This is a genomic window from Colwellia sp. KU-HH00111, assembly GCF_040362745.1.
Taxonomy (GTDB): Bacteria; Pseudomonadota; Gammaproteobacteria; order Enterobacterales; family Alteromonadaceae; genus Colwellia.
In genome coordinates this window covers 1-14,381 of the sequence record NZ_BAABWO010000017.1, presented here as the reverse complement: position 1 = coordinate 14,381, position 14,381 = coordinate 1, and the positions used below count along the sequence as shown (strand labels likewise).

The following is a 14,381-nucleotide window of genomic DNA, read 5'->3' as shown; positions in this document are numbered from 1 at the left end:
GTCCCATGTGAGAGTAGGACATTGCTAAACTTCTATTTAGAAAAGCCCGCAACGTTGTTGCGGGCTTTTTGCTAAAGCTCTAGTTTTTTAGCTTGTTTTATAAAGCAAACTAAGAAATTAAAGTTTTTATCTAGCGACAATAGCGCTGTGGTCCCACCTGATTCCATTCCGAACTCAGAAGTGAAACGCAGTAGCGCCGATGGTAGTGTGGGAGTTCCCATGTGAGAGTAGGACATTGCTAGGTTTCTATTATAATCTAATAGTGAAACGCAGTAGCGCCGATGGTAGTGTGACTTATGTTACGAAAAAAGCCCATTTGAGAGCGAAGCGCGACATTGCTAGATTCTTAATTCTTATCAATTATATTGATATCAATACCCCGTGGAGGGGTTCCCGAGTGGCCAAAGGGATCAGACTGTAAATCTGACGGCTCAGCCTTCGGTGGTTCGAATCCACCTCCCTCCACCATTTCTTTCTTCTCTATTTTTAATTGAAACTAGCAAGTTGTTGGTATTTTCTTTTAATTTTCTTAAATCTTAATTTTTCATCTTCATCTTTATCTTTACTTATTAATTCTAATATTAATTTTTTCGCCAACATCAATTCGCTTTGCCGTACGTCACTTTCTTCATAGCTTTCTAGTAAAATGTGCAATAGGTTAAGTTTAATACCGATATGGTTGGGGTACAGTATTAGCGCCTCTTTTAATGCGTTGATGGCTTCGTTGTATTTTTTTAAATCATACAGCTCTTTTGATGTATTAAGCGCCTTTTGAGCTTTTGCCGTATAATTGTTATTTAATTTTTTGGGGGAGATATCACCAATATTAGTTGTTGATGTGGTGATGTTTTGTTGTCGTTCATCTACTGATACTAATATCTGTGATGCTTTACTTTGTCTATCTAATTTGATGAGTGAGTTTGCGATATTTTTAAGACTAGCTGTATCAATGTTATGTTGCTCTAATTCTAATAATGTTAGACCCTGATCTAGTTTACCTTTAGCGATGTTGTACTCTTGAACATTTTCAAACAAACATGCTGATAATAGATATGACTGAATTTTTATATTAGGTTGGTTAAAGCTCTTGTTAACTTGTGAGAGCATACCAAACGCTTTATTATGCATTTTTTTAGCTTGTACTACAGGAAGCTCGGTAGAGAAATGTGCAAGTGAATTAGCATAGAGTAATGCATTTTCAGGGCAATGATGTATTGAGTTGTGTGCAATTTGATACACTTTATCATATGCTTTAGTCGCTTTTTCATAATGCTTATTGTCAAAACATAATCCAGCATATTTTTTTAAACGCAATACTGAACGAGGAGATATCTTTAGTGCCTGTTCAAGGATGTCTTCTGCAAAAAATAGGTTTTGTGTGTTTTCATAAGTGTTTGCCAGCCAATCATAGCCTGGTAAATATAATGGTTTTTGCCGTATAACTTCTTTAAATATTGCTTCAGCGTTTGTAATCTTGTTTTCTTGCAATGCGATTTTACCCAAACCAATATTCGCCCAAGTGCAGTTTATATCACTTTTGTGAGCATTATAGATGGCTTTTGCTTCGTCATATCTTTGTAATTCGAATAATTGTCTTGCTTTTATCCCTAAGCATTCCATGCGATATGGTGTGCTTTTTTCTAATGCTAAATCCACTAACTCAATGGCTAAGTCACGGTCATCCTCTTCCAGCGCCCTGTAGATAAATGCCATAGTTTCTTTTTTTCTAATACAATTGTTCAGGCGTTTGCCGAGTTCTTTAACAGTGTAAGGTTTGCATAAGTAACTATCTGGTTTATGTTCTAATGCTGCAAGAACCATTGCCTGAGAAATTTCAGCAGTAATTATTATGACAACGCAATGCAATGATATAACTTGGCTTAATCGGAGTTCCTCAAGTATTTGTTGACCATTTTTTTGCTTCTCGCCTAAGTCGTATCCTAAAAAAACCACGTCGTACTGTTTTTCTAAGCATAGAGGTATTGCATCTTGCGCGTAGTGGGTTGAATCAACGCGTTTACTGGTTAAAGACATTGCGAATTTCTTTAATACATCGTGAGAGGCCTTGATGTTATCTATCACCAGAAAATGTTTATTTGAATAATCTATGTTAGACATGACTCTCCCTATTTGGAATGTTTCCTATATTGCTTTTAACCGAATTCATCGGCGTTGTCTACTTTATTTTATTGATACGCGAATCATAAAAAGTGCTAAACTGCCGATATTTTTTGGTTACTTAAATTAATATGAAATTCTCCAGTCTGTCACTTAACACTATATTACAAATAAATTTAAAACAATTACACTATTGTGATGCTACACCTATTCAACAGCAAGCAATTCCACTAATACAGTCGGGTGTTGATGTGATGGCTAGGGCACAAACAGGTACAGGGAAAACAGCTGCTTTTGCTCTGCCGATATTAAATAAACTCATTAGCGCTCGGTTTTGTGAACACAAGGCGCGTGCTTTAGTGTTAGCGCCAACAAGAGAGTTGGTGCAGCAGATTTATCAGAACTTTAATCTCTTTGCCCAAGATACTGGTATTGCTATATGCGCAGCCTTTGGAGGGGTAAGTATTAAGCCTCAGATTGCGATGATATCTAAAGGGGTTGATGTTGTTATTGCAACACCAGGTCGATTGCTAGACTTATTAGCTAATAGCCCTTTAAGCTTAGATAGTTTGTCTTTTTTGGTCTTTGACGAAGCCGATAGAATGCTTGATTTAGGCTTTAAAGACGAAATTACTCGTGTTATGGCACACGTACCAGAATACAGGCAGACACTGCTTTTTTCTGCAACGTTTGATGATTCTATTTATAAGTTAAGTAAAACGTTATTGCACTCTCCTAAAATTGTCACTATTGATGATAAAAACGAGGTGGCAACAGGTGTTCAGCAGTTGGTTTATTGTGTAGATGCAGATCGAAAACGGGAGTTGCTCTCCTATTTGATTGGCTCTAAAAACTGGCAGCAGGTTTTGATTTTTACCCGTACTAAACTAACGGCGGACGACTTGGCAAAAGAGCTAGGTAAAGATGGCATCAAGGCGCAGTCTTTTCATGGTGATAAGTCACAGGGTAAACGAGAGCAAGTGCTTGCTGATTTCAAATCAGGAAAAACTCGCGCTCTGGTTGCTACTGATGTGGCGGCAAGAGGTATTGATATTGTCGATTTGGCTTATGTTGTTAATTACGAACTTCCTTATGTTGCAGAAGATTATGTACATCGCATAGGCAGAACTGGGCGTGCGGGTAAACAAGGTTTAGCGCTTTCTTTAATGGCTCCAAGTGAAGAATGGTTACTAACAGCCGTTGAAAAGGTTATTGAGAAACGCTTATTACAACAATGGCTGCCCGGGTACGAACCAGACTTAACAAAAATAGAGACTGTTAAAAAAAACACATCTAAGAAAAAGATGAGAAATCAAGCGTTACAAAAAAGTAATAGCAAAAATCGACGCAAGCGAAGGTGAGTTTGCTCTGATTTTGCATTACCTAACTTGCAATCTAAATAAACGGTGCGGTATAAACAACCACTGAAAACCGTGGTTGAGTATTTTTAAGTGCGTGAAATCAAGTTAAATCCTTAATTTTTTTTAAGACTTAGCGTTGACCCTTTTTAATTTCTTTTTTGTTTGCTTTTTAGCTTTTGCCTTTTTTTGAGCGGTTGTCAATTTAACTTTTGCTTTTCTGCTTGTTACACGCGCTTCTTTATGTTTTGGTCTCAGCTCTTCGATAATGCGCCTGGGTAGACGTTCGTTTTGATAACGCTCAATTTTGGCAACAACTGGCATGTCGTGGGCTTCAACGAGTGATATAGCTGTTCCTTTAGCGCCTGCGCGCCCGGTACGGCCTATCCTGTGAATGTAAATGTCGACCTTACGTGGTAAATCAAAATTAATTACATGACTAATGTCATCAATATCTAAACCGCGGGATGCAACATCTGTAGCAACAAGTACTTTAATTTCGCCACGTTTAAAGCGTTCAATGGCTTTATTGCGTTTATCTTGCAGCATTTTTCCTTCAAGCCATACACAGGGTAATTCTTCAGCATATAATTTACCTGACAAATATTGTACAGTTTCTCGTTTGTTGGCAAACACTACGGCGCGCTCTACCTCTTGCTGTTTCAAAATGTTGAGTAATAGATTCACTTTATGTTGGCTATCATCAGCAATATGAAGCCACTGGTGTATTTTTGCTTTTTCTTTACGAGAAGGGTTTGATGTTAAAAACTCAGGCTCAGTTAATACTTCTTTAGCAAAGCGAATAACGCCTGCACCTTCTAACGTTGCAGAAAAAAGCATAGTTTGTTTACGCCAACGAGCTTCACCTACAATACGGTTAATTGTTTCACGAAATCCCATATCCAACATGCGATCAGCTTCATCAAGTATTAAAATCTCGACTTCACGGGCGTCAAACTGTTCGTTCTCAATGTATTCTAATAATCGACCGGGTGTGGCAACCAGAATATCTGTGGTGCTATTTAAAATGTCGTCATGGCTGCCATAATTAATACCACCGGTAATCACACCGGTTTTAATCTTAGCCAATTTAGTCATATTTTCACTATCCTGGCCTATTTGTATCGCTAACTCTCTTGTTGGCGTTAGAATTAATACCCGTGGAAAGCCTGGTTTAGTTCTAGGATAATCAAGTAGATGTTGGGCAATAGGTAATAAAAATGCGGCTGTTTTTCCTGTGCCAGTTGGTGCAGAAGCAAGTATGTCTTTGCCGGTCATTGCTTTTGGTATCACCAACTCTTGAATAGAAGTTGGTTTTTTATAACCTAATTCTTTTACGCAGGCTAATAATTCTGAGTCGAGATCAAATTGCTCAAACATATGTTTTTTCACTAATCTTAGGATTGATAACTGTATAGCAATATTATAGTGGTTTTATCTGAGTAAGTAACTAAAAGAAGTGTGAGTTAACTATCTAGTGCTACGTACTCTTCAAGAATTTGCTCACACCAACTATTTATCCGAGTTTCACTTAGATCATATTGGTTATCCTCATCAAGTGATAAACCAACAAAGTGATTTTTATCTGGGGTGAGGGCTTTAGAGGAGGCAAACTCATAACCGTGATTAGACCAATAACCAACTATTGTTGCGCCTTGTGCGATAACTTGCTCGTGCAGCATACCTAGGGCATCTTGAAACCAGTCGGTATAACCAATTTGATCACCCATGCCATACAAAGCCACAACTTTATTATTTAGATCAAGTTTATTGATGTCTAGCCAAATAGACTCCCAGTCTTCTTGTAGTTCTCCATAGTCCCAAGTCGAGATCCCAAAAATAATAAAATCAAAATCTAGGCAATTTACTAAAGGAATATCTTTAATATTATGTAATTCAACTAATTCGGCTCCTATGGTGTCACGAATTTTTTCAGCTGCAATTTCTGTATAGCAAGTACTTGAACCATAAAATAAGCCTATTTGCATGTTAGTTTGTTCCAAGATGAAAGGATTTATAGAATTGAGGCGATTTTAGCAAAAGCATTTAGTACAATTCAATTTATTGTTGCAAAGTTATCATATCCTCTGTAGTTTCGCTGGTATTATCACCGCGTACCAGTACGTATAATTATATTTTGCTTAAGAGAAAAGAAATTAGGAATTTAGTATGTTTAAAAAAATAATTGTTGTAGGCGCCATTGCTCTAAGTGCGACAGGGGTTTTTTTCTCAATGAATGAAGCGGCTATTGCTGAAAGCACCAAGTCGTCACATAAAGATGCTGTAGGACAAGAACAATTAAATGCAACGCTGTTAAAAGACAAAATTAAAGCAAAATTGGGGTTAACGGTAACAAAAGTTGAAGCTAGCCCAGTACCGGGTATAGCAACACTAATTACTACTCAAGGATTATTTTATTCAAGCTATAATGGCGATTATTTTATTCAAGGAAAAATGTATAGTTTAGAAGCTGAGGTAAAAGATCTTGCGGAACAAAGTTTATCGAAAATACGCTTGGAGGGCATGGAAGTCTTTAAAAATGATATGATTGAATTTAAAGCAAAAGATGAAAAATATGTCGTTACGGCGTTCACTGATATTACCTGTGGTTATTGTCGTAAAATGCATCAACAAATGTATGATTATAATAATAGAGGTATTACCTTTCGTTATTTGGCTTATCCACGCGCAGGTGTAAAAGATCAATCTGGAAATTATACTCAAGGTTTTAAAGATTTACGCTCAGTATGGTGTGCTGATGACCCTAAAGCCGCAATGACTGATGCTAAAAACAGCCGTGCTGTTGCTTACCGCGTTTGTAATAAGCCGATTAAACGCGAGTTCAATTTTGGTCGTCAGGTCGGCGTAAACGGTACGCCCGCTTTAGTTTTATCTAATGGTATGATGGTACCAGGGTATCAACCACCCGAACAGTTAGAGCAACTATTGAAAAATTTATAATTGGGTGAATAATTAAGCCAGTATGAAAAAAATAATTCGACGCCACCCTGTGCCTGATGAACATTTACCGAATGAGTTATCTCCAACTATCAAGCAAATTTATGCCTGTAGAGGGGTCGCATCGGCAAATCAATTACAATTGAAGGTCGCTAATTTACAAGGAATAAGCGCTACTGGTGGAAAAAGTCATGAATTAAAAGGTTTAGATAAAGCTTGTACACTATTGCACCAAGCTCTAAACGACAATAAACGTATTGTTATTATCGGTGATTTTGATGCTGACGGTGCAACAAGTACCGCGTTAATGATGGTGGCCTTATCGTTAATGGGCAGTAAAAATCACTCATTTTTGGTTCCAAACCGTTTTGAATATGGGTATGGTTTAACGCCCGAAATCGTTGATATTGCGGCACGTCAGGGCGCACAAATGTTGGTCACTGTTGATAATGGCATTAGTTGTGTTGCCGGGGTAAACCGAGCAAAAGCGCTGGGGTTGCAAGTTATTATTACAGATCATCATTTACCGGGTCATGAAATACCATTGGCGGATGCTATCGTTAACCCAAATCAAGCGGGTTGCCCATTTGAAAGTAAATCACTGGCTGGCGTTGGTGTTGCATTTTATTTGATGTTAGCACTTCGCACTTATCTTCGTACTCATGACTTTTTTATTACGCGTGAAATTCCTGAACCTAATATTGCACAACTCCTTGATTTAGTTGCTTTAGGTACTGTTGCTGATGTGGTATCCCTTGATGCAAATAACCGTATTTTGGTCGAGCAAGGGTTAAAGCGAATTAGAGCTGGAAAAACCCGTCCAGGTATTCAAGCCCTGATTGAAGTGGCAAATAAAAATCAGCAGCGTTTAGTTGCATCTGATTTCGGTTTTGCTTTAGGGCCAAGAATAAACGCTGCAGGGCGACTAGATGACATGTCGTTTGGCATCAATTGCTTACTCGCCCCTGATTTATCGAGTGCTAGGGTTATGGCTCGAGATCTGGATGATTTAAATAAGGCTCGCCGTGAAATAGAACAGGGTATGCAATTAGAAGCTGAGCGCGTTCTTAAATCACTAAATTTTGATAATACACATTTACCCAATGCTGTAGCGCTTTATCAACAAGATTGGCATCAAGGTGTTATTGGTATTGTTGCTGGCCGCATAAAAGAAAAATACCACCGTCCCTGTATAGTATTTGCTAAAAGTAGCGAAGATAATGACGATATGGAAATTAAAGGCTCAGCTCGTTCTATTAATGGGTTACATATCCGTGACTTATTAGAGCATATTGATAGTCAGCACCCTAATTTGATTATTAAATTTGGTGGTCATGCAATGGCTGCTGGCTTATCGATAAATCAGCAAGATTTTAATAAATTTCAATCCGTTTTTAATGAGCTCGCTGGAAAATGGCTGAAACCTGAAGATTTGGAAAGTATTATATTATCGGATGGTGAATTAGGTATTAACCATCTAACCTTAGCCTTTGCCGAGCAACTCAGGGCAGCTGGCCCTTGGGGACAAAACTTCCCCGAGCCATTATTTGATGACACTTTTAAATTAGTACAACAGCGTATCGTTGGCGAAAAACACCTTAAAGTCGTGTTGGAAAAACAGGGTGAGGTATTTGATGGTATCGCTTTTAATATCGATGTTAAAGCCTGGCCAAATATGGAAGTGAAGCGAGTGCACTTGGCATATAGGTTAGATATTAATGAGTTTCGTGGAAAACGTACCGTGCAATTAATGATTGAACATATCACTGTTGCTTAGTCATTTATTTACCTGCCTTTTTACGCTACAATGCGCGCCTATTTTTTTAATTATCAAAACGAATAACATTCTTTAAAAAGATCTTGTAGAAAACCTATATTTAAAGGATTGTGTTCCAAGGCTTATGTTTGAAATTAACCCAATAATAAATAAATTAAAAGAAATTCGCGAACGCGCTGATTTACTTCGGGGGTATCTTTGACTACGACGTTAAAGCTGAACGCTTAGTTGAAGTGTCTCGAGAATTAGAATTACCTGATGTATGGAATGAACCTGAGCGCGCGCAAGCGTTAGGTAAAGAACGCAGTAATCTTGAAGAAGTGGTTAATACCATTGTTGAGTTAGAAACCGGCTGTGATGATATTGAAGGTTTAGTTGAATTAGCGGTTGAAGAAAACGATCAAGAGACTTTTGACGATGCTCAAAACGAAGTGGATGCGTTAGATGCGGTATTAGAAAAACTTGAATTTCGTCGGATGTTTAGTGGCGAACAAGACGCGAATAATTGTTACCTTGATATTCAGTCTGGCTCAGGTGGTACTGAAGCGCAAGACTGGGCTGAAATGCTGATGCGCATGTATTTACGTTGGGGTGAAGCACATGGTTTTAAAACTGAAGCCATTGAAGTCACTGGTGGCGATGTCGCTGGAATAAAAGGTTGTACTATTAAATATACTGGTGAGTATGCTTATGGCTGGCTACGTACTGAAACGGGTGTTCATAGGCTCGTTAGAAAATCGCCATTTGATTCAAGCGGCCGTCGTCATACCTCGTTTGCATCAGCATTTATTTATCCAGAAATAGATGACAATATTGAAATTGATATAAACCCTGCTGATTTGCGCGTTGATACGTTCCGCGCATCAGGAGCTGGTGGCCAGCATGTTAATAAGACGGATTCAGCGATTCGGTTAACGCATATACCAACTGGCGCTGTGGTTGCTTGCCAAGCGGATCGCTCTCAACATAAAAACCGTGCAACCGCGATGAAACTGCTAAAAGCCAAGTTATATGAAATGGAAATGCAAAAGCAAAACGAAGGGAAGCAAGAATTAGAAGACGGAAAGTCGGATATTGGCTGGGGCAGTCAAATTCGTTCTTACGTGTTAGACGACAGCCGTATTAAAGATTTGAGAACAGGGGTAGAGAATCGAAATACTCAAGCCGTGTTAGATGGTGATTTAGACAAGTTTATCGAAGCCAGCTTAAAATCTGGTTTGTAATATTCTGGTTTGTAACATATTGAAGATTAATTTACATATAGGTAATGAGAAATATAATGACTGACAATGCAAAAAATAGCCAAGCTCCATCCCAAGATGAAAATAAACTCATTGCTGAGCGCAGAACAAAGTTAGAGAAAATTCGTTCTAACTGTAATGCCAATGGTTTTCCAAACGATTTTAACCGTGAGCATTTAGCCGCTGATATTCAAGCAGAACATGGAGAAAAATCTAAAGAAGAACTTGAAGAATTACAAGTAACTTATGCCATTGCTGGGCGTGTTATGGCCAAGCGTGGCCCTTTTTTAGTTGTTCAAGATATGTCTGGGCGTATTCAAGCTTATGCTGAAAAAACCGTGCAAAAAGACATTAGAGCTCGCTGGGGGTCCTTAGATATCGGTGACATTATTGGCGTAAAAGGCATTTTGCATAAATCAGGTAAAGGCGATCTTTATGTCAATATGGAACAATATTCTTTATTAACCAAGTCATTACGCCCATTGCCTGAAAAATTCCATGGCCTATCTGATCAAGAGATGAAATATCGTCAGCGTTATGTTGACTTGATCATGAATGAAGAGACACGTAATACCTTTAAAATGCGTTCAAAAATTGTTGATGGCATTCGTAAGTTTTTGGTCTCACGCGATTTCATGGAAGTTGAAACACCTATGCTGCAAGTTATTCCCGGCGGTGCTACAGCAAAACCATTTATGACTTACCATAATGCTCTTGATATCGATATGTATTTACGTATTGCACCTGAGCTTTATTTAAAGCGTTTGGTTGTTGGTGGTTTTGAACGTGTTTTTGAAATCAACCGAAACTTTCGTAACGAAGGTTTATCAACACGTCATAATCCAGAGTTCACCATGATCGAGTTTTATCAAGCGTATGCTGATTATAACGATTTAATGAACTTGACTGAAGATATGTTACGCACGGTAGCTGAAGATGTCTTAGGTTCGCCTATGGTTAGAAATACGGTTAAAAATGCCGATGGTGACGTGGTCGAAGAAACTTTTTATGATTTTGGTAAACCTTTCCAACGTTTATCTATGGTTGATGCCATTATCAAATACAGCGAAGAAAGACATCAAATTAATGAAGCAGCGCTTCGCGATCCTGAAAATAATTTCGATGCTATTAAAGCAATGGCGAAAGCTGTTGGGGTGAAAGAAGGTGATGCTGCGAAAGTTTGGGGGCCTGGTAAGTATATTTGTGAAATATTTGAAGAAGTCGCAGAGCATTTATTAGATCAACCTACCTTTATTACAGAATACCCTTGGGAAGTATCTCCTTTAGCTCGTCGTAATGATGTTAACCCATTTATAACGGATCGATTTGAGTTTTTTGTTGGTGGTCGTGAATTGGCGAATGGCTTTTCTGAGTTAAATGATGCAGAAGATCAAGCCGCACGATTTAAAAAGCAGGTTGAAGAAAAAGATGCTGGTGATGATGAAGCCATGCATTTTGATGACGACTATATTCGTGCATTAGAGCATGGTTTACCTCCTACAGCGGGCGAGGGGATCGGCATTGATCGGTTAGTTATGTTATTTAGTGACTCACCAACCATTAAAGATGTTATTTTATTCCCCCATATGCGTCCTGAAGTAGATTAATCATAACAGGCTTTAACTCATATACCCGCTCCACTTGAAGATGCAGGATTCAGCTGGAGTTAGAAACGTCTTTAGGCAAGGCATTGATTGTAGATAATGGTTATTCCCTTCTCAAAATCAATAACGCAGCATAAAGCGTTTCTAAACCAGCCCTCGGGGAAGGCTGAGCAAATCATATCCATCGTTACATTTCTTTTTAAGGGAACAACCCTTAATAAAAAAATGCGCCTTGGTTATGAATCGCTCAGACTTCCTGAAACGAGCATCTTCAAGTGGAACGGGTATAATTGGGTCAGCGCTGATACCATTATGGGTTAATCATCGTTTAATCTTGGCTTTGTTCTAATAACTTGATTGATGCGCTTGTCTACTATTTTGTTAGAATCCCCATCGTTGCTTTGATATATTTTTACTTGGTTTCTACCGTGATGCTTGGCAAAATAGAGTGCCTGATCGGCATAGCTAATCATTTTGTCATAGCCCTCTACCTTGCTATTATCAGTTAAACCAATACTCACCGTAATATTTAAATTATCGTTTACTTCTGCAAAAATATGATTTTTTACCGTTGTTCTTAACAGCTCACAAAAGTCATAAGCTTTTGTTTGATCACAGTAAAGTAGTAAGGTGAACTCTTCTCCTCCCCAACGAGCTAACTTGGCTTGATATGAACACTCTTGCACCAGTTTTTGTAAAATAGTTGCAACATCCTTAATTATCATATCGCCAACAATATGGGAGTACTTATCATTGACGCTTTTAAAATGGTCAATATCTAGGATGGCAATGGTGATCGCTTGTTTACTTGATTTAGCCTGCTTAAAGTCTTTATTACACCATGAGTCAAATGCTCTACGATTAAATAAACCAGTTAATTGATCATGATTCGCCTGATAAGCAAATAACTCGGTTTGTTTCTGTAATTTTATGGTTTGTTGATGAACCTGCTTTTTTAATTGTTTTTGAATTCTTTCTATCGCTAGCATTCGATAGTGATAAATACTATAAAGTACGATAGACAAAACCGCCATGATAAAAACTTTGAACAATGTGGTCTGCCAGTAAAATGGCAGAATAGTAAAGCTAACTTCGGCGATATCTGCTTGCCATTGGCCGTTAGGGTACTTTGCCCTCATTTGAAAAGTATAGCTACCAGGCTCTAAATTAGTAAATTCGGTGTAACCTTGGTTATTATTATTTTGCCATTGTTTATCAAAACCCACTAATTGCGTCTGATATTCAATATGCTCTGCCATAAGATACCCTAAGCCAGCATATTGAAGAGTAATCCTAGAAGAGCCTTGCGGGAGTTCAACTTGGCCAGTGATGGGGTAAAGCTGACCGTCAACATTCAATTGTTCAATTACCACAGGAATTTTTGTTTCAGCTGTACGTTGCAATCTTTGATGATTGATATGGCTAACACCTTTTGCGGTTGCAATCCATACACTTCCGTCTTGATGGAGTGTCGCGGCAGGCGTTGAACCACCATTAGCTTGAGAACTCAACAAACCAACACCTTCGGCAAATAGTTTGTAGTTAACTCGCGTGGCTTTACCTTCAATAACATTACTAATTTGGTTTCTGGTAATGCTGATTACGCCCTGGTTGCTTGTTAACCAAAAGGTATTATTATTATCGACAACAATTTGAAAAATTTTGTCTACGGGCAAACCATTTTCTTTGGTTACCGCATTCATATTATTGGTGTCTAGATCAAGGTGAATTAATCCTCTATCGGTTGCCATCCAGAGTGAATTAGACTCAACATGAAAGCCGAAGGCATATTCAGCATCAAATTGCTCATTAAGACGATAGGTTTGCAGTGTTCCTTTATGATATGAGGCAATACCGTTGCCTGTTCCTATCCATATTGTACCAATGCTGTCTTCAGCGAGTGTCATAATAAAATTAGCAGGCAAACCGTTTTGTTGATTGAAGAGTGTTAACGTACCACCGGGTGATTTTTTTACTAACCCTGAGGCAGTGCCAAGCCACAAATTGTCATTTGAATCAACTAATATACTACGAATTTCATTACTTGGTAGCCCATCTTTGGTTGTCATAGATGCTCGTAATTGATTGTTTTGAACAATGAATAGTCCTTGAGCATAGGTACCCACTAGCACCTGATTTTCAGGGGTTTCAGCTAAGCTCAACACAGATACTTTTGCGTTACTTGCACCATTTGTGATCGGGCTAATGTTATTTTTTGACAGTACATTTAACCCTTTACTGCTGCCTATCCATAAACTGCCATTAGAGTGAGATAATACGCTACGAATATAATTTCCAGCTAAACCTTGTTTTGTCGTTAAGGTGATAAAAGGTGCTTCCCTCAAACGAAATAAACCGCTTGATGTACCCACCCAAATACTTAATTCGTTATCTTGGTATAGCGAGGTGATGTTATTATTTGGTAGACCGCTGCTATCATCTAGGTGCTCTAATTGGTTCCCTGTAAGTCTAAAAATTCCGTGACCATTAGTACCTATCCATATATTGTTATTGCTATCTTGTAATAAACTGGTAATGCTCTTATTGCTAAGCTGAGGGTGCAAAGGATAGAAAAAGCCATTTATCAATTGATAAGCCCCTTGTTGAGTGCCTACAATTAATGTCTTTTCTTTAGTGAATAATACCGTATGAGACATTGTGGTAGGTAAGCCTAATGTTTGGTCAATATGACGCACCAACGTTTTATTTTTGACTGAATATAAACCTTTATTAGTAGCAACCCAAATGGTTTGATTGTTATCTTCTACTATTTTATAGGCACGAAGGTTATTAATAATTAAGGTGTTTTGTTGACTATCACGGTTTCGATAAATAAGACCTTTACCTTCTAATGCTAACCAAAGGTCACCTTTGGTGTCATAAATGGCATGATTAATCATAGTCGACGCGGATGGTTGTGGAGACCATTGGTTATCTAGCCGTTCAGATAATCCCCCTCGTGCTCCGGCAACTAATAGTTTACCATCAGTAGTTGCCGTTAAGCTTTTAATGACAGCGTCGGGTAAACCTACTTTTGAACCACGTGAAAAAACTTTAAATTCGCGACCATTAAATCGTGCTAACCCTTCCCAAGTACCAATCCATAAATACCCATCACGGCTCTGCGATATGGCATTAATGCCATTGTGGGGAAGGCCATCATGGGTATTCCAAGTTTGGGTGAAATAATCAGACAGAGGGAGAGTATTACCAACTGTACTCATATCGTCAGAATAAACTGAATGGCAAGTGATAAGTGAAGAAAGTATTAAAACTTTAATACTTAGCAGTATATGGGGTTTTGTGCCCATCCCCTCGAAATGAA

General features: G+C 38.3%; 9 protein-coding genes, 1 tRNA gene and 1 rRNA gene. 7 read left to right on the top strand and 4 right to left on the bottom strand.

The features are described 5' to 3' along the window. The first annotated feature begins 129 nt into the window (after positions 1-129). Together rrf and ABXG98_RS18885 are read left to right on the top strand one after the other, a co-directional pair. Positions 130-244, top strand: a 5S ribosomal RNA gene (gene rrf, locus ABXG98_RS18890). A 139-nt stretch (positions 245-383) separates the two neighbouring features. Then, positions 384-468, top strand: a tRNA-Tyr gene (locus ABXG98_RS18885). 18 nt (positions 469-486) lie between these two features. Here ABXG98_RS18885 and ABXG98_RS18880 read toward each other — a convergent pair. Then, positions 487-2,118 (bottom strand): response regulator, encoded by a 1,632-nt coding sequence (locus tag ABXG98_RS18880; protein WP_353540266.1) that lies wholly within the window; start codon positions 2,116-2,118, stop codon positions 487-489. A gap of 131 nt (positions 2,119-2,249) precedes the next feature. Here ABXG98_RS18880 and ABXG98_RS18875 point away from each other — a divergent pair, with 131 nt between their 5' ends. Beyond that, the gene (locus ABXG98_RS18875) at positions 2,250-3,479 is read left to right on the top strand and encodes a DEAD/DEAH box helicase (RefSeq protein ID WP_353540265.1); all 1,230 of its coding nucleotides are present in this window, start codon (positions 2,250-2,252) and stop codon (positions 3,477-3,479) included. 123 nt (positions 3,480-3,602) lie between these two features. Here ABXG98_RS18875 and srmB read toward each other — a convergent pair whose 3' ends face one another. Further along, positions 3,603-4,856 (bottom strand): ATP-dependent RNA helicase SrmB, encoded by a 1,254-nt coding sequence (gene srmB / locus ABXG98_RS18870; protein ID WP_353540264.1) that lies wholly within the window; start codon positions 4,854-4,856, stop codon positions 3,603-3,605. A gap of 86 nt (positions 4,857-4,942) precedes the next feature. Beyond that, positions 4,943-5,464 (bottom strand): flavodoxin FldB, encoded by a 522-nt coding sequence (fldB, locus tag ABXG98_RS18865; RefSeq protein ID WP_353540263.1) that lies wholly within the window; start codon positions 5,462-5,464, stop codon positions 4,943-4,945. Between the two features lie 181 nt (positions 5,465-5,645). On the opposite strand from fldB, the gene dsbC reads away from it, so the two are divergent. The 4 genes from dsbC (at position 5,646) to lysS (ending at position 11,059) form a co-directional block, all read left to right on the top strand. Continuing rightward, a complete protein-coding gene (dsbC, locus tag ABXG98_RS18860; protein ID WP_353540262.1) occupies positions 5,646-6,437 on the top strand; it encodes a bifunctional protein-disulfide isomerase/oxidoreductase DsbC in 792 nt (263 codons plus the stop codon). A 22-nt stretch (positions 6,438-6,459) separates the two neighbouring features. Next, entirely contained in the window at positions 6,460-8,211 is a 1,752-nt protein-coding gene (gene recJ / locus ABXG98_RS18855; protein WP_353540261.1) for a single-stranded-DNA-specific exonuclease RecJ, read from the top strand. Positions 8,212-8,335: 124 nt separating this feature from the next. Then, positions 8,336-9,434 (top strand): peptide chain release factor 2 gene (gene prfB, locus ABXG98_RS18850; RefSeq protein WP_353540260.1). Its coding sequence is split into 2 segments (ribosomal slippage): positions 8,336-8,410 and positions 8,412-9,434, totalling 1,098 coding nucleotides; the frame shifts between segments, so codons are not numbered across the junction. A 56-nt stretch (positions 9,435-9,490) separates the two neighbouring features. Next, entirely contained in the window at positions 9,491-11,059 is a 1,569-nt protein-coding gene (lysS, locus tag ABXG98_RS18845) for a lysine--tRNA ligase (RefSeq protein ID WP_353540259.1), read from the top strand. A 314-nt stretch (positions 11,060-11,373) separates the two neighbouring features. Here the strand turns inward: lysS and ABXG98_RS18840 are convergent. After that, the coding region (locus tag ABXG98_RS18840) for a ligand-binding sensor domain-containing protein (RefSeq protein ID WP_353540258.1) at positions 11,374-14,381 on the bottom strand (3,008 nt) is incomplete at its 5' end.

Excerpts from the sequence above, each read along its gene's own strand:
- ABXG98_RS18880 (WP_353540266.1), bottom strand. The coding sequence starts at position 2,118 with ATGTCTAACATAGATTATTCAAATAAACATTTTCTGGTGATAGATAAC.
- ABXG98_RS18875 (WP_353540265.1), top strand. The coding sequence starts at position 2,250 with ATGAAATTCTCCAGTCTGTCACTTAACACTATATTACAAATAAATTTA.
- srmB (WP_353540264.1), bottom strand. The coding sequence starts at position 4,856 with ATGTTTGAGCAATTTGATCTCGACTCAGAATTATTAGCCTGCGTAAAA.
- fldB (WP_353540263.1), bottom strand. The coding sequence starts at position 5,464 with ATGCAAATAGGCTTATTTTATGGTTCAAGTACTTGCTATACAGAAATT.
- dsbC (WP_353540262.1), top strand. The coding sequence starts at position 5,646 with ATGTTTAAAAAAATAATTGTTGTAGGCGCCATTGCTCTAAGTGCGACA.
- recJ (WP_353540261.1), top strand. The coding sequence starts at position 6,460 with ATGAAAAAAATAATTCGACGCCACCCTGTGCCTGATGAACATTTACCG.
- lysS (WP_353540259.1), top strand. The coding sequence starts at position 9,491 with ATGACTGACAATGCAAAAAATAGCCAAGCTCCATCCCAAGATGAAAAT.